We start from the raw sequence: 13,628 nt of genomic DNA, 5'->3' as shown, positions 1-13,628 counted from the left end.
CCACAACCCCCAGCTGTGCCGGCCGAGCCGGTGCAACTGGGGGTACGTGAGGCGCGGCGAGGTCAGAGCGCAGCCTGCAGTCGGCGAAGCGTACGGTCGCGACCGAGGAGTTCGAGCGATTCGTACAGCGGCGGGCTGATCCGACGGCCGGTGGTGGCGACGCGTACTGGACCGAACGCGACGCGCGGCTTGAGGCCCATCTCCTCGACGAGAGCCAGGGACAGCGCATCCGAGATGGTCGCGGCCGACCAGATCTCGATCGACCTCAGGGCGTCGTACGCGGCCTGGATGACAGCGGGACCGTCGCCGGCGTCGACGACCTTCTCCTTGTCCTCGGCGTCGACCGTGAAGTCGTCATCGGACACGAAGAGGAAGCGCAACAGCTCACCGACCTCGGTGAGCTTGTTGACCCGCTCGGCCACGAACGGCATCGCCAGCTCGAGCAGTTGCTGGTCGGCTGGCGACACCGGGTCGGTCAGCACGCCGTCGCGCTTGAGGAACGGCAGCGCCCGATGGGTGCAGTCCTCGACCGAGAGTTGGTGCATGTGCGTGGCGTTGATCGCCTCACACTTCTTGATGTCGAAGCGGGCTGGGTTCGGGTTGACGTCCTTGATGTCGAACGCCTCGACCATTTCCTCCAGCGAGAAGATGTCGCGATCGCCAGCGATCGACCAGCCGAGCAGAGCCAGGTAGTTGAGCAGGCCCTCGGGGATGAATCCCTGGTCGCGGTACGCCAGGGCGTGCGCCTCGGGGTCACGCTTGGAGAGCTTCTTGTTGCCCTCCCCCATGACGTAAGGGAGGTGCCCGAACTCCGGAGTCAGATCAGCGATCCCGACCGCCTTGAGCGCGTCGTACAGCGCGATCTGGCGCGGGGTGCTGGAGAGCAGGTCCTCGCCGCGCAGGACGTGGGTGATCTTCATGTACGCGTCGTCGACCGGGTTGACCAGCGTGTAGAGCGGGTCACCATTGGCGCGGGCCAATGCGTAGTCCGGGATGTGCTTGGTCTCGAACGTCACGTCTCCGCGGACGAGGTCATTCCAGGTGATCGAGCCGTCCGGCATCCGCAGCCGCGGCACCCACGGCCGCCCCTCGAACGCGGCGAGCTGCTCGGCGGTGAGGTCGCGACAGAAGCCGTCGTAGCCCATGATCGGCGCCTCGGGCTTCGTACCCTGGCCACCAGCGGCAACGAAGGCCGCCTTCGCGGAGTCGTACGCGGCCTTCTTCTCCGCGAACCGGGCCTCGGTCTCCTCCGTCGTGCAGTAGCACTTGTACGCGTGCCCACCGTCGACGAGACGCGCGAGCGCGTCCTTGTAGAGCTCAGTGCGCTCGGACTGGCGGTACGGGCCGTACGGGCCGCCGACCTCGGGGCCCTCGTCCCACTCCAGGCCCAGCCAGTGCAGCAGGTCGATCACGGCGGCCTCGGACTCAGCGGTCGAGCGCTCCTTGTCGGTGTCCTCCACCCGGAACACGAAGGTGCCGCCGTGGTGGCGCGCGAAGGCCCAGTTGAACAGAGCCGTACGCACCAGACCGACGTGCGGGGAGCCGGTCGGGCTCGGGGCCATACGTACGCGAACAGTCATTTCTTGGCTACCACCGTGTTCATCAGCGCACCCAGGACCGGGCTCGCAACTTCTACTTCTTGTCCCACCGTCATCGGGCCGACACCGGACGGGGTGCCGGTCAGGATGACATCGCCGGGCAGCAGCGTCATCACGCTGGTCACCGCCTCGATGAGCGTCGGGACGTCGAACATCAGATCCTTGGTCGAGCCGTCCTGGACGAGATCGCCGTCCAGGTAGGTCTGGATCGCGATGCCGTCCTTGATCGTCTCCAGAGCAAGTTCGGTCTCGATCCACGGGCCCAGCGGGCAGAACGTGTCGAAACCCTTCGCGCGCGTGAACTGACCGTCGCGCTTCTGCAGGTCCCGCGCGGTCACGTCGTTGGCGAGCGTGAAGCCGTAGATGACCTCGGCGGCACGTTCCTTCGGCACGTCACGGCAGATCCGACTGATCACGATCGCCAGCTCGCCCTCGTAGTGCACGTTTTCGCTCTGGGTCGGGTAGACAATGCCGTCGCCCGGGCCGACGACCGCCGTGTTGGGCTTGAGGAACATCAGCGGTTCGGCCGGTACCTCACCGCCCATCTCAGCGGCGTGGTCCGCATAGTTCTTGCCGATGGCCACGATCTTGCTCCGCGGGATGATCGGCGCCAGCAGGCCGACCGCGCTCAGCGGGTACGTTTGCTCGAGGATGTGGACGCCGGCGTACAGCGGGTCACCGGCCAACGCGACGATGACGGCGTCGTCAGCGGGCTGACCGAACTCGTCCAGGTCGCCGGTCAGGGCTCCGTATTGCGGACCTTCGGTGCCGGGGACGGTGAATCGAACGATGCGCACGGCTTGAGGCTATCGGGGCATCTTCGTACCCCGAAATGTCAGGACTTCTCAGGTGAGGCGGAGCACCGCAGCGACGACGACGAACGCCAGAGTCGCGACATCCACCCCGGTCCAGAGCAGACCGTCATGGGCCTTCACTCGGTACCGCAGCGCGCCGACCATCAGGGCCGCGAGGCACGCGTACGTCGCGATCTGGAGCGGCTCCCAGGCGATGCCGACGATCACGCCCATGCCACCGAGGATCTCGAGGGTGCCGATGATGCGCCACAACTGCACGCTCACCTTGAGGTGATCGCGCATCTCGAGACTGAACGGGACACCGACCAGCTTCACCGCACCCGTGCAGATGAAGAGCAATCCGACGACCGACGCCAAGACGAACACATCAGCATTGTGCTCCTACCCTTGCCGTTGTGGAGGGAAGCGCGCACGTGGTGTTGTCACACAGCGCATGGTCGACTCGCGCCGCTGCCCACCGGGAGCGGCTGCTTCCGTACGTCACACCGCATCTCGAACGGCGCCATTCCGGGGTCCGGCATCCCGTCCATGACTTCCTGTTCACCTACTACGCCCACCGACCTGCCCAGCTGCTGCGCTGGCATCCGGGGTTCGGCGTACGACTGGAGAACGCGCCCGAGTACGAGGGGCTGCGCGGGTACGCCGAGGGCGCTGTCACCGCGGCTTGGCTCGCTCGCCAACTCCCGCTGATCCGTGGGCTCCGGAATCTGCTGTCGGCCACCGCCGGGCGTTCCCCCCAACTCGGATGTTTCGGGCTGCACGAGTGGGCGATGGTCTATCGGATGGAGGTCGATGGCGTACGCCACCCGGAGTGGCCGCTGCGGCTGTGGGGGGCCGGGACCGATGCGGTCGTCGAGTCGCACCGGATTCAGTGCTCGCACTTCGACGCCTACCGGTTCTTCACCCCGCCGGCGCTGCCGCTCAACACCCTTCGGCCCGGGGTCGGTGACCGCGCCGACTTCGAGCAGCCCGGGTGCCTGCACGGCACCATGGACCTCTACAAGCATGCCTTCAGGCTGTCTCCGCTGATCCCTTCCGAACTCGTCGCCGACTGCTTCGAACTGGCGTGGAAGGTCAGGGTCCTGGACATGCGGGCGTCGCCGTACGACTTCGCCGACCTCGGACTCGAACCGGTCCGCATCGAGACGCCCGAGGGCAAGCAGGCGTACGCGGCTGCTCAGCGCGAGTTCGCCGAGCGTGCTGCGCCGCTGAGGGCTGCGATCATTGCGGAATGCGACCGGCTGCTTGGACGTCAACTCTGAGGCGGCGCTTCAAGATCGTCGCGTGCATCGGCGGAGCCGTCCTCCTCGTCCTGATCGGGGCCCTCATGATCGGCGGGTCCATCGGTTCATCCGATGGGGTTGATGGCCTGGTGCTCCCGGTCGGCGGCCGCGACTGCGACGTTCAGTTCCTTGACCATCAGGGCCACAGCCACGTGTGGGTCAACCGGGGCGGCAGATCTGGATGCTTCTGGTCGGCCGGCAGCCATCACACGATTTATCTGCGCGGCGGCGATCCGTCTCAGGCGACCGACGTGAGCCCGACGACGACAGCCGTCATCGGGGCGGTGATCGGGGGTGTTGGAGGCATCCTCGGGGTTTGTTCAGTCGCCGCGCTTCGCAAACGAGCCTGGACGTGGAGCGAATCAACACCGTCCTCCTGACCGCAAGGCGACCGGGGACTCGACCAACGTGCATCGGCGCTGGGTCAGTTGATCGCCCAGAGTGGCCGGATACGCGGACGACCGCGGTCTAACGCTGCCGAAACACGCACCATGCGCGTGAAACAGCAGCGCTAAGCGAGATCCAGGACCTGGCGGAGGCCGCGGTCGACCTGGTCCATCAAGTGCTGCGGCACGCGTGCAAGCGGCCGCACATGGAGGTCGCGGCGATCAACGGTGGCAATCGCCGTCACGTTGGCGACGCAATCCTTGGGAAGCCCGGTGACATTGACATCGAGGAATACGTTTCCAGGCATGGCCGACAGGGCCGTGTTGGATGTCAGGGCGACGACGATCGTCGTCTGCAATCTCGTGTCGTTGTAGTCGTCCGACTGGATCACCAGAACGGGACGCCGCTTGGCGGGGGCACTGCCCACGGGCTCCCCCAGGTCGCACCAATAGACCTCGCCGCGGGTCACCACTCGTCATCAGCGCCGAGCAGGCGGCGGCCGGTTTCGAGGGCGAAGTCGACCGACATGTCGGGATAGGCGATGTCGACAGCTGCGTTGATCGCGTCCTTGAGGTCATTCGCCTCCAACTCGGACGCGTACCGCTCGGCAGCCTGCGAGTAGAACTGCGACCGATTGATCCCATGTCGCTTGGCCATGCGCTCAACCCGTTCGAAAATCTCGTCCGGGACGGAGATCGCTGTCTTCATGACGTCGAGTATACCTCGGTATAACCCTGTTTCATTGGTCGACCGGTAGCGGCCGAACGCGCGTTCATCACGAACAGCACGATCAGGAACAGCGCCGTCAGACCGGGCGCCTCGCGTACGACCAGGCCGACCGGCGTCAGCCATGGCGCATGCTCGGACAGGCGATCACCCAACTTCGGTACGAACTCCTGCGCGGCATAGAGCAACACACCGAGCGTCGCGGTGACCCGCGTCCACCGGACGTGGAAGAGCGCCACGACGATGGCCGGGGCGACAAAGGCCCAGTGGTGCACCCAGCCGACTGGCGACAAGGCCGGCGCAGCCATGCCGATGATCAGGGCCGCCTCGAGGCTTCGCCCGCGGCGGTGGACGTACACGGCCGTGGCGAGTGCGGCGAGTGCGACCAGCACCGTGATGCCTTTGACGAGCATGGGCGGGGCACCCGGCCAGCCTGCGTCGAACATCCCCTGGATCGAGCCGTTGGAGGAGTTCGCGAGGCTGCCGGCACCGGTGACGACGCGGTTCTGCAGGTCCGATAGATGGAACCAGTACTCCGAACTGAGATGCGGCATCAGGACCCACGACGCCAACGTGACCCCGGCCGCGGACAAGGCACTCCACAGTGCCAGCCGCCATTGCCTCGAGAGGATGAAGTAGGCGATGAACAGGCCCGGTGTCAGCTTGATCGCGGTGGCCGCACCGACCATGACTCCGCGGGGCAGCCATCGGGCGGACGGACTGTCGTCGCTCCGCATCATGTCGAACAGCACCAACCCCATCAGCGGGATGTTGATCTGCTCGCAGGTCACGTTGTAGTTGACGACGTGGTCGCCCATCAGCAGCGCGAACACCCCGAGCACCACCAGTGCGCGCCGAGGCACGTCCGGCGTCAACCGCTCGACCAGGACGTACAGGATCGCAACCGTCACCAGCGTCCAGATCACGGTCACCGCCTGCCACGACAGCACGGTCAGCGGCGCCAGCGCGATCAGCGCAAAGGGCGTGTACGTGAAGAGCATCCCCGGCGGGGTGATCTGCGGAGACGTGATCAGCGACGCGTACGGATCACCGCCGTGGACCCAGCGATGTGTGGCACCGAGGTAGACCGCGAAATCGGCCGATGGATGACCGATCAGCCAGATCGAGAAGCCTGTGGTCACCGCACCGATGATCAGCGCAGCGCGTACGAGCCTCATGGCGCCGGACACTAGCAGCGGCTAGCGTCGAGGCATGGCCATCCTGAACCCGTACATCTCCTTCAAGGACACCGCCCGCGACGCGATGGAGTTCTACCAGTCGGTCCTCGGCGGCGAACTGTTCTTCGCCAAGTTCGGTGACATGGGCGACCCGGATGCGGCCAACGCCGAGGGCATCATGCACTCCTCGCTCCAGACTCCGTCGGGCTTCACCCTCTTCGCCTCGGACACCCCGGATGGCATGGACTACAACCCGGGTACGAACATCGCGATCAGCCTGAGCGGCAGCGAGTCCGAGGAACTCAAGGGTTACTGGGACAAGCTCAGCGACGGCGCCACCGTCACCGTGCCGTACGCGAAGCAGATGTGGGGCGACGAATTCGGCATGCTGATCGACAAGTTCGGCATCTCATGGATGGTCAACGTCTCGCCCCAGGGCTGAGCGTCCGCAGAGGCCGCCCACGGGGCCCATCGGCACGTCCCACCGCGACACCCCGACTGGGGAGTAACTTCCGAGCGGCCTCATACTGGAGCGTCCGGCCGTGCACAGCCGGTACGCGTGACCTGAGGAGTTCCATGACCATCTCGTTTGACGACCTCGCCGACAAGATCCTGGCTGGTGGCTCCGCCACCCCCGAGGATGCGGTGGCGGTCCTGCAGGCCGATGACTCCGAGCTGATGTCGATCGTCGCTGCGGCCGGTCGACTGCGCCGCAAGCACTTCGCCAACACGGTCAAGGTCAACTACCTGGTCAACCTCAAGTCCGGTCTGTGCCCGGAGAACTGCAACTACTGCAGCCAGGCCATCGGCTCCGAGGCCCCGATCCTGAAGTACTCCTACCTGTCGAAGGAAGAGACGCTCAAGCAGGCCGGGATGGGCCTGCAGGGCGGCGCCACCCGTGTCTGCATGGTCTCCTCAGGCCGCGGCCCCTCCGAGCGCGACATCGACAAGGTCGTCGAGATGACCGAGGCACTCAAGGACGAATACGCCGGTGTCGAGGTCTGTGCCTGCCTGGGCCTGCTCAAGGACGGCCAGGCCGAGCGCCTCAAGGCCGCCGGCGTGGATGCGTACAACCACAACATCAACACCGCCGAGTCCAACCACGACACCATCGTCCAGACCCACACCTACGCCGACCGGGTCGACACCATCGGCAAGGCGAAGACCGCCGGCCTCTCACCGTGCTCGGGTCTGATCGCCGGCCTCGGGGAAACCGATGAGCAGTTGGCCGAGGCACTGTTCGCGCTCAAGGCCCTGGAGTCGGACTCGATCCCGGTGAACTTCCTGATGCCGTTCGACGGCACCCCGTACGAGAACACCTGGGAGTTGTCCCCGGTGCGTTGCGTGAAGATCCTCGCCACCGCCCGGTTCGTGTGCCCCGACAAGGAGATCCGCATCGCCGGTGGCCGCGAAATGCACCTGCGCTCCCTGCAGGCCACCGCACTGCAGGTCGCGAACTCGATCTTCCTCGGCGACTACCTCACCTCCGAGGGCCAGGACGCGCTCACCGACCTGGAGATGCTGCGCGACAACGGCTTCTCGATCCTCGGCATGGACCAGGACGCGTTCAACGAACTCATCACCTCCCACCAAGCCGGCATCACCCACCGTGCCCACGCGACGCAGGGTGGATGTGCCACCAGTGGCGGGGCGTGCGGCTCCTCTGCCGGCGGTTGCGGCGACGGTTGCGGTGGCTGCTCGGTCGCCTCGACGTCGCCCGAAGCCGAGACCTCCGAGCACAACCCGGCGATCCGCCGCCGCGGCGCGGGGACCGAAGTTGCCGCCAACGCCTGATCCACGCGCCGACGGGTTGCTCGCGTACGACCGCGAGCACGTCTGGCATCCGTACACCTCGATGACCGAGCCGACCCCGGTTCGGCTCGTCGAGAGCGCCCGGGGGGTACGCCTGAGACTGGCCGGGTACGGCGAGGTCATCGACGGGATGTCCTCGTGGTGGGCGGCCATCCACGGGTACGCCGTGCCCGAGCTCGATCACGCCGCTCACTCCCAACTGGAGTCGATGTCGCACGTGATGTTCGGCGGCCTGACCCACGAACCAGCGATCACGCTCGCCCGGAAACTCATCGAGATCACCCCTGAGCCGTTGGACAAGGTCTTCCTGGCTGACTCCGGATCGGTGAGCGTCGAGATCGCGCTCAAGATGGCGTTGCAGTTCCAGCGAGGCTCCGGACGACCCGAGCGCAAGCGGTTCCTGGCGCTTCGCGGCGGTTACCACGGCGACACCTTCCACCCGATGTCCGTCACCGACCCCGACGGTGGCATGCACTCGATGTGGCGTGGTCTACTCCCGGAGCACGTGTTCGCAGACGCTCCCCCGGCACCGGGCGACGACATCGATGGCTGGGCCGCGGGCGTACGCGCCCTCGCTGAGCACCACGCGCACGAGCTCGCCGGAATCATCGTGGAACCGCTGCTCCAGGGCGCCGGCGGGATGTGGCCGTACGACGCCGCGTGCCTGACGGTCCTGCGCGAGATCGCGGACGAGTTGGGGCTGGTGCTGATCTTCGATGAGATCGCGACCGGGTTCGGCCGGACGGGTCACCTGTTCGTGTCCGAACTGGTCACCCCTGACATCCTCTGCGTCGGCAAGGCGCTCACCGGTGGCTACCTGACGATGGCCGCCGTGCTCACCACCGGGCGGATCGCCCAGGGCGTGTCCGACTCGGAGTCGGGCGTACTCATGCATGGGCCCACCTTCATGGCGAACCCACTGGCCTGCGCGATCGCCACCGCCTCAATCGACCTGCTGGCCTCGCGGGGTTGGGAGACCGATGTGGCCCGGGTCCACAACGCACTCGGCGGCCTGGAGAAGGTCCGCTCCACGCCCGGAGTCGCCGACGTACGCGTCCTTGGCGCGGTCGGCGTCGTCCAACTCGACCACCCGGTCGATGTGGTCGCCGCGACCGAGGCTGCGCTCGGGAAGGGCGTCTGGTTGCGACCGTTCCGCGACCTGATCTACACGATGCCGCCGTACGTCTGCACCACCGACGAGGTCGAGCAGATCGTGGCGGCGATCGAAGCGGCGGTGGCTGTCGGATGACCTGGAACGACTGGCTCGCCGAACAGGCAGCTGCCCGCGAGGCCGCGGGACTGACCCGGCGGCTCAAGCCGCGGGCGTACGACGACGGCGTGATCGACCTCGCCGGCAACGACTACCTCGGCCTGGCCAAGCATCCGGCGGTCACGGCTGCCGCAGCTGCCGCGGCGGTCCGTTGGGGTGGCGGCGCGGCTGCCTCGCGCTTGGTGACGGGCAGCCTCGGCATCCACGCTGAACTCGAGACCGAACTCGCCGCGTATCTCGGCCAGCCCGCCGCCTTGGTGTTCTCGACCGGCTACCACGCCAACCTCAGCATCGTCAGCGCGCTCGCTGACAAGGACACCCTGATCGTCTCGGACGCGCATGTCCACGCCTCGCTGATCGACGCCACTCGACTCGCGCGCGCCGCGGTCACGGTGACGCCGCACAACGACGTGGCTGCGGTGGACGCGGCGCTCGCCGGGTCGACCCGGGCGTTGGTGCTCGTCGAGTCCATCTACTCCGTCCTCGGAGATGCGGCACCACTGGCCGACCTCGCAGCAGTCTGCGAGCGCCACGGCGCACTCCTGATCGTCGACGAGGCTCACGGGCTCGGCGTGCACGGCGCCGGTCTGGTGGCGCAGGCCGACCTCGCAGGTCAGGACCACGTGATCGTCACCGCGACGCTGTCCAAGGCGCTCGGCAGCCAGGGGGGCGCCGTACTCGGCTCCTCTGCGCTCATCGAACACCTGGTCAACCGGGCCCGACCGTTCATCTTCGATACCGGCTTGGCTCCCGCCTCAGCCGCCGCGGCCCTCGGTGCGCTGCGTCTGCTCGAGGCTGACGCCGATGCCACCGACCGGATCCGTCGCCGGGTCGAGGGGTTCGCGTCCCGCGCCGGCGTCGAGGCGCCGGCCGGCGCAGTCACCTCGATCCCGATGCCCACTCCCCAGGCCGCGCTCGCAGCCGCCGAGGCGTGCGCGGCCGAGGGCGTACGCGTCGGATGCTTCCGCCCGCCCTCGGTCCCGGATGGCATCTCCCGGCTGCGGGTGACGGCCAACGCAGGCCTCAGTGACGAGGACTGGCAGCGTGCGACCGACATCGTCATCAAGGTCGCGGAGGCGCACCGATGAGCATCCTCGTCGTCACCGGCACCAACACCGGGGTCGGCAAGACGATCGCGACGGCTGCCCTGGCAGCACGGGCCGCAGCGGCGGGCCAACGCGTCGTGGTGGTCAAGCCCGCCCAGACAGGTGCCGTCGACGGCGACAGCGATGCTCGGGAGATCCACCGGCTCACCGGCGTCGAGGTCCAGGAATGGACGGTCCTGCAGGAGCCGTTGGCGCCCGACACAGCCGCGGGGCTCGAAGGAGTCCAGATCCCGCGCGTGAGCGAGTACGCGGCGCGGATCACGGCGCTCGCGCCTGCGTACGACCTGGTGATCGTCGAAGGCGCCGGGGGGCTGCTCGTACGCCTCGACGCGGAGGGCGGCACCGTCCTCGACATCGCAGCCCAGACCGATGCCGACGTGGTGGTCGTCTGCGCTGCCGGCCTCGGCACGCTCAACCACACCGAACTCACCGTGCAGGCCCTTCGCGCCCGAGGGGTCGAACCGGTCGGGCTGATCATCGGGTCGATGCCCGCCTCCCCCGGCCTGGCCGAACGCCTCAACCGCGACGACCTGCCCCGGGTCAGCGGTGTGCCGGTCATCGCCGAGATACCAGAAGGCGCCGGTACGGTCGCCCCGGAGGAGTTCCGCACCAGCGCCTCGGGCTGGTTCAACGACTGATCAGTCGAGACTCTCGGCCGCCGCTGCGGCCTTCAGCGCCTCGACGTACTCCTGACTCTCCGAACGCAGCCGACTCAGGAACGACTTCGTGCGCTCGTGCTGCGGATTGTTGAAGACCTCGGTCGGCGTCCCCTTCTCGACGACGATGCCGCCGTCCATGAAGACGACCTGGTCCGCCACATCGCGAGCGAAGCCCATCTCGTGGGTGACGACGATCATCGTCATGCCCGCGTCAGCGAGCTCACGCATGACCGACAGCACCTCCCCGACCAGCTCCGGGTCGAGTGCCGAGGTCGGCTCGTCGAAGAGCATCAACTTCGGGTCCATCGCCAGCGCACGGGCGATCGCGACCCGCTGCTGCTGACCTCCGGAGAGCTGAGCGGGATAGTGATCGCACCGGTCGCCCAGGCCCACGCGGTTGAGCAGTTCGAGCCCACGCTCGCGGGCCTTTGCCTTCGAGAGGCGCTTGACCTGGACGGGCCCCTCGATGACGTTCTCGAGCGCCGTCTTGTGCGGGAACAGGTTGAAGCGCTGGAACACCATCCCGATCTCGCGACGCTGGGCTGCGATCTTCTTGTCGGTCAGCCGGTAGAGCTTGCCGTTGCGGTCCTCGTAGCCGGCCAACTCACCGTCAATCCAGATGCGGCCGCCTTGAATCGTCTCGAGCTGGTTGATGCAGCGCAGGAACGTGGTCTTACCGGAGCCGGACGGGCCGAGCAGACACACGACCTCCCCCGAACGGACGTCGAGATCAACGCCTTTGAGCACTCCGTTCCCGTGGAAGCTCTTGTGCACGTTGACGGTGTGCACGAGCGGCGCACTGGACGTCATCGGTGGCCTCCGGAGTCGCTGGTGGAGAGTGCCTTTACCTTGAATGTGAAGAGTTTGCGCCTTTGTTCCTTGGAGCCGAACCCTCGTCCGAAGTAACGCTCCAGATGCATCTGGCCAAACATCATCACGCTGCAGATCACGAGATACCAGAGGATTGCAGCGACATCCGTATCGAACGATTTGAACGTGTTGAGGCCGATGTTGTTGAGCTGGTAAAAGAGTTCGACGGTGACCGGGAGAGCCGTCATCAAGGTGGTGTCCTTGAACATACCGATCGTCTCGTTGCCTGTCGGCGGCACGATCACCCGCATCGCTTGTGGCAGCACGACCCGCCACATTGCCTTGCCACGAGACATGCCGATCGCATACGCCGCCTCCTGCTGCCCCGGGTCGACGGACAGGATGCCGGCGCGAGCGATCTCAGCCATGTACGCAGCCTCTGAAAGGCCGAGCCCGAGAATTCCGCCCAAGATGCCGCCCAACAGGTGGTTCGCATCAAGGCTGAAGACCTGGAGGCCGCCGTGGAGGCCGAATAGCTTCATCAACTCAGGCCCGAACGGAATCCCGACACCCAGTCCGCCTCGCGAAGGCGGAAAGACCACGCCAAGCGCACCCATCAGCGCGAGCAGCACGTACCGCGGGACACCGCGGAAGAACCAGATGTAGAACCAGGCCGCGTAGGAGAGGACCTTGTTCTCGCTCAATCGCATCACCGCAAGCAGCACACCCAGCGCGACCCCGATGGCCATCGCGCCGAAGGTTGCCACGATCGTCCCAGCAACCAGCCCGTGGATCACCGGGCTCTGAACCATCGCCTGCCCGATGAAGTTCCAGTCGAAGGCTGGGTTCGTCACGAGGATCTGGATGCCCTTGGCAGCCAGCACGAGGATGACAACGACCGCCAACCACCGACCGGGATGGCGCACGGGTACGGCATTGATGGAGCCGGGGCGCTCGGCCCCGCCCCCGGTGCTACCGGGGGCGGAGGCTGAGCCAGTTGACTGAGTGCTCATGGCGATCGCGAATCAGCGGGTCACTGTACGGCCGGGTCGACAGCGAAGCTCTTGATCCCGCCCTGAGTTGCGCCCCAAGCCTCCAACACCTTCGTATAGGTACCGTTCTCGTACATCACTTTGAGCGCAGCCGCGAACGCGTTGGCGAGCGCCGTGTTGGGCAGCGAAACCACAAAGCCGTAGTGCGCCGAGCCGTAGATTGTGCCAATCGTCTGCAGTTTGCCCGTGGACTGCTTCACCGCGTAAGCCGTGATCGGCGAATCAGCCAGCATGGCGTCGTCCTTACCGCTGATCACCGCAGCATTCGCGGCAGTCTGCGCGTCGTAGTGATCGACGTGCAAAGGCTTGCCGAGTTTCTCGCATGCCGCCACCTTCGGCGGAAGGTCCTGCAGCGCCTCGGTGGTACCGGTTTGCACCGCAACACTGATGCCACACGGACTCTTCACATCAATGTGCTTGGGGTTGCCGACCGGAGCAGCCCACTCAGTGCCAGCCATGAAGTAGCTCACCATGTGAGCCTGCTTCTTACGCGCATCGGTGATCGAGAAGGCCGAGACGCCCACGTCGTACTTGCCGCTACCCACCCCGTCGATGATCGAATCGAACTTTGCGGTCTGGTACGTGGCCGTCAGGCCAAGGGTCTTGGCCACGGCGTTGAACAAATCGACATCAAGACCGACAGCGGTCTGGCCGTCGCCCGCGAGCGCGTCGACCGGTGGATAGGTCGTGTCCATGCCCACGAGCAGCGTGCCCTTGGCCTTGACGGCTGGCGGGAGAAGCGCGGCCGCCGCAGCGTCAACCGAGGTCGTGACCGTGGCCGACGCACTCGGGGCAGTGTTGGTCAGCGAATTGGAACCACAGGCCGCGAGGGCCAGGGATGCGGCCGTCGCGGAGACGGCGAGTGAAAGGCGGCGCATGGGGCTTCCTTCTCTAGTGATGGACGGGCTCTGAACTGCGTACAAACAACTTGG

The 13,628-nt window shown here is 66.5% G+C and carries 16 protein-coding genes; 7 read left to right on the top strand and 9 right to left on the bottom strand.

The features are described 5' to 3' along the window. Nucleotides 1-62: 62 nt before the first annotated feature. Genes gltX through KCTC_RS12125 form a run of 3 tightly spaced genes read right to left on the bottom strand, consistent with a single transcriptional unit; the run spans nucleotide 63 to nucleotide 2,779 of the window. A complete protein-coding gene (gltX, locus tag KCTC_RS12135; RefSeq protein ID WP_125569505.1) occupies nucleotides 63-1,580 on the bottom strand; it encodes a glutamate--tRNA ligase in 1,518 nt (505 codons plus the stop codon). After that, entirely contained in the window at nucleotides 1,577-2,395 is an 819-nt protein-coding gene (locus tag KCTC_RS12130) for a fumarylacetoacetate hydrolase family protein (RefSeq protein ID WP_125569504.1), read from the bottom strand. Before KCTC_RS12130 ends, gltX begins: the two co-directional genes overlap by 4 nt. 48 nt (nucleotides 2,396-2,443) lie before the next feature. After that, nucleotides 2,444-2,779, bottom strand: a complete 336-nt coding sequence (locus KCTC_RS12125; RefSeq protein WP_125569503.1) for a DoxX family protein — start codon at nucleotides 2,777-2,779, stop codon at nucleotides 2,444-2,446. Nucleotides 2,780-2,808: 29 nt separating this feature from the next. On the opposite strand from KCTC_RS12125, the gene KCTC_RS12120 reads away from it, so the two are divergent. Both KCTC_RS12120 and KCTC_RS12115 read left to right on the top strand, forming a co-directional pair. Further along, nucleotides 2,809-3,675 carry a 3-methyladenine DNA glycosylase gene (locus KCTC_RS12120; protein WP_125569502.1) on the top strand — a complete coding sequence of 289 codons (867 nt, stop codon included), beginning with the start codon at nucleotides 2,809-2,811 and terminating at the stop codon, nucleotides 3,673-3,675. Further along, entirely contained in the window at nucleotides 3,645-4,076 is a 432-nt protein-coding gene (locus tag KCTC_RS12115; RefSeq protein WP_125569501.1) for a hypothetical protein, read from the top strand. The genes KCTC_RS12120 and KCTC_RS12115 overlap by 31 nt, the downstream gene beginning before the upstream one ends. 131 nt (nucleotides 4,077-4,207) lie before the next feature. Here KCTC_RS12115 and KCTC_RS12110 read toward each other — a convergent pair whose 3' ends face one another. From KCTC_RS12110 to KCTC_RS12100, 3 genes are read right to left on the bottom strand one after another with little or no spacing between them, the layout of a single operon-like run. Further along, nucleotides 4,208-4,552, bottom strand: a complete 345-nt coding sequence (locus KCTC_RS12110) for a type II toxin-antitoxin system PemK/MazF family toxin (RefSeq protein WP_269461428.1) — start codon at nucleotides 4,550-4,552, stop codon at nucleotides 4,208-4,210. Then, entirely contained in the window at nucleotides 4,549-4,791 is a 243-nt protein-coding gene (locus KCTC_RS12105) for a ribbon-helix-helix domain-containing protein (RefSeq protein ID WP_125569499.1), read from the bottom strand. The genes KCTC_RS12110 and KCTC_RS12105 overlap by 4 nt, the downstream gene beginning before the upstream one ends. Then, nucleotides 4,788-5,987 (bottom strand): glycosyltransferase family 87 protein, encoded by a 1,200-nt coding sequence (locus tag KCTC_RS12100; protein ID WP_125569498.1) that lies wholly within the window; start codon nucleotides 5,985-5,987, stop codon nucleotides 4,788-4,790. Before KCTC_RS12100 ends, KCTC_RS12105 begins: the two co-directional genes overlap by 4 nt. Before the next feature lie 34 nt (nucleotides 5,988-6,021). On the opposite strand from KCTC_RS12100, the gene KCTC_RS12095 reads away from it, so the two are divergent. From KCTC_RS12095 to bioD, 5 genes are all read left to right on the top strand, one after another. Next, a complete protein-coding gene (locus tag KCTC_RS12095; protein ID WP_125569497.1) occupies nucleotides 6,022-6,429 on the top strand; it encodes a VOC family protein in 408 nt (135 codons plus the stop codon). A 134-nt stretch (nucleotides 6,430-6,563) separates the two neighbouring features. Continuing rightward, the gene (gene bioB, locus KCTC_RS12090) at nucleotides 6,564-7,781 is read left to right on the top strand and encodes a biotin synthase BioB (RefSeq protein WP_125569496.1); all 1,218 of its coding nucleotides are present in this window, start codon (nucleotides 6,564-6,566) and stop codon (nucleotides 7,779-7,781) included. Then, nucleotides 7,765-9,048 (top strand): adenosylmethionine--8-amino-7-oxononanoate transaminase, encoded by a 1,284-nt coding sequence (locus tag KCTC_RS12085; protein WP_231998717.1) that lies wholly within the window; start codon nucleotides 7,765-7,767, stop codon nucleotides 9,046-9,048. The genes bioB and KCTC_RS12085 overlap by 17 nt, the downstream gene beginning before the upstream one ends. After that, nucleotides 9,045-10,157, top strand: coding sequence for an aminotransferase class I/II-fold pyridoxal phosphate-dependent enzyme (locus tag KCTC_RS12080; RefSeq protein ID WP_125569495.1), 1,113 nt, complete (start codon nucleotides 9,045-9,047; stop codon nucleotides 10,155-10,157). The genes KCTC_RS12085 and KCTC_RS12080 overlap by 4 nt, the downstream gene beginning before the upstream one ends. After that, nucleotides 10,154-10,813: a dethiobiotin synthase gene (gene bioD, locus KCTC_RS12075; RefSeq protein WP_125569494.1), complete on the top strand. Its 660-nt coding sequence runs from the start codon at nucleotides 10,154-10,156 to the stop codon at nucleotides 10,811-10,813. The genes KCTC_RS12080 and bioD overlap by 4 nt, the downstream gene beginning before the upstream one ends. Here bioD and KCTC_RS12070 read toward each other — a convergent pair whose 3' ends face one another. From KCTC_RS12070 to KCTC_RS12060, 3 genes are read right to left on the bottom strand one after another with little or no spacing between them, the layout of a single operon-like run. Further along, entirely contained in the window at nucleotides 10,814-11,644 is an 831-nt protein-coding gene (locus KCTC_RS12070) for an amino acid ABC transporter ATP-binding protein (protein WP_125569493.1), read from the bottom strand. It abuts the gene before it with no gap. Further along, entirely contained in the window at nucleotides 11,641-12,657 is a 1,017-nt protein-coding gene (locus KCTC_RS12065; protein ID WP_125569492.1) for an amino acid ABC transporter permease, read from the bottom strand. Before KCTC_RS12065 ends, KCTC_RS12070 begins: the two co-directional genes overlap by 4 nt. Nucleotides 12,658-12,677: 20 nt before the next feature. Beyond that, nucleotides 12,678-13,574 carry a transporter substrate-binding domain-containing protein gene (locus tag KCTC_RS12060; RefSeq protein WP_125569491.1) on the bottom strand — a complete coding sequence of 299 codons (897 nt, stop codon included), beginning with the start codon at nucleotides 13,572-13,574 and terminating at the stop codon, nucleotides 12,678-12,680. Between the last annotated feature and the right edge of the window lie 54 nt (nucleotides 13,575-13,628).

The organism is Nocardioides baekrokdamisoli, assembly GCF_003945325.1.
GTDB classification, from domain to species: Bacteria; Actinomycetota; Actinomycetes; order Propionibacteriales; family Nocardioidaceae; genus Nocardioides; species Nocardioides baekrokdamisoli.
This window is presented reverse-complemented; position numbering and strand designations above follow the sequence as displayed.

Bases quoted from the DNA above. Each gene is read 5' to 3' on its own strand.
- KCTC_RS12070 (WP_125569493.1), bottom strand. From the start codon at position 11,644: ATGACGTCCAGTGCGCCGCTCGTGCACACCGTCAACGTGCACAAGAGC.
- KCTC_RS12060 (WP_125569491.1), bottom strand. From the start codon at position 13,574: ATGCGCCGCCTTTCACTCGCCGTCTCCGCGACGGCCGCATCCCTGGCC.
- bioB (WP_125569496.1), top strand. From the start codon at position 6,564: ATGACCATCTCGTTTGACGACCTCGCCGACAAGATCCTGGCTGGTGGC.
- bioD (WP_125569494.1), top strand. From the start codon at position 10,154: ATGAGCATCCTCGTCGTCACCGGCACCAACACCGGGGTCGGCAAGACG.
- KCTC_RS12095 (WP_125569497.1), top strand. From the start codon at position 6,022: ATGGCCATCCTGAACCCGTACATCTCCTTCAAGGACACCGCCCGCGAC.
- KCTC_RS12105 (WP_125569499.1), bottom strand. From the start codon at position 4,791: ATGAAGACAGCGATCTCCGTCCCGGACGAGATTTTCGAACGGGTTGAG.
- KCTC_RS12115 (WP_125569501.1), top strand. From the start codon at position 3,645: ATGCGACCGGCTGCTTGGACGTCAACTCTGAGGCGGCGCTTCAAGATC.
- KCTC_RS12080 (WP_125569495.1), top strand. From the start codon at position 9,045: ATGACCTGGAACGACTGGCTCGCCGAACAGGCAGCTGCCCGCGAGGCC.
- KCTC_RS12065 (WP_125569492.1), bottom strand. From the start codon at position 12,657: ATGAGCACTCAGTCAACTGGCTCAGCCTCCGCCCCCGGTAGCACCGGG.
- gltX (WP_125569505.1), bottom strand. From the start codon at position 1,580: ATGACTGTTCGCGTACGTATGGCCCCGAGCCCGACCGGCTCCCCGCAC.
- KCTC_RS12100 (WP_125569498.1), bottom strand. From the start codon at position 5,987: ATGAGGCTCGTACGCGCTGCGCTGATCATCGGTGCGGTGACCACAGGC.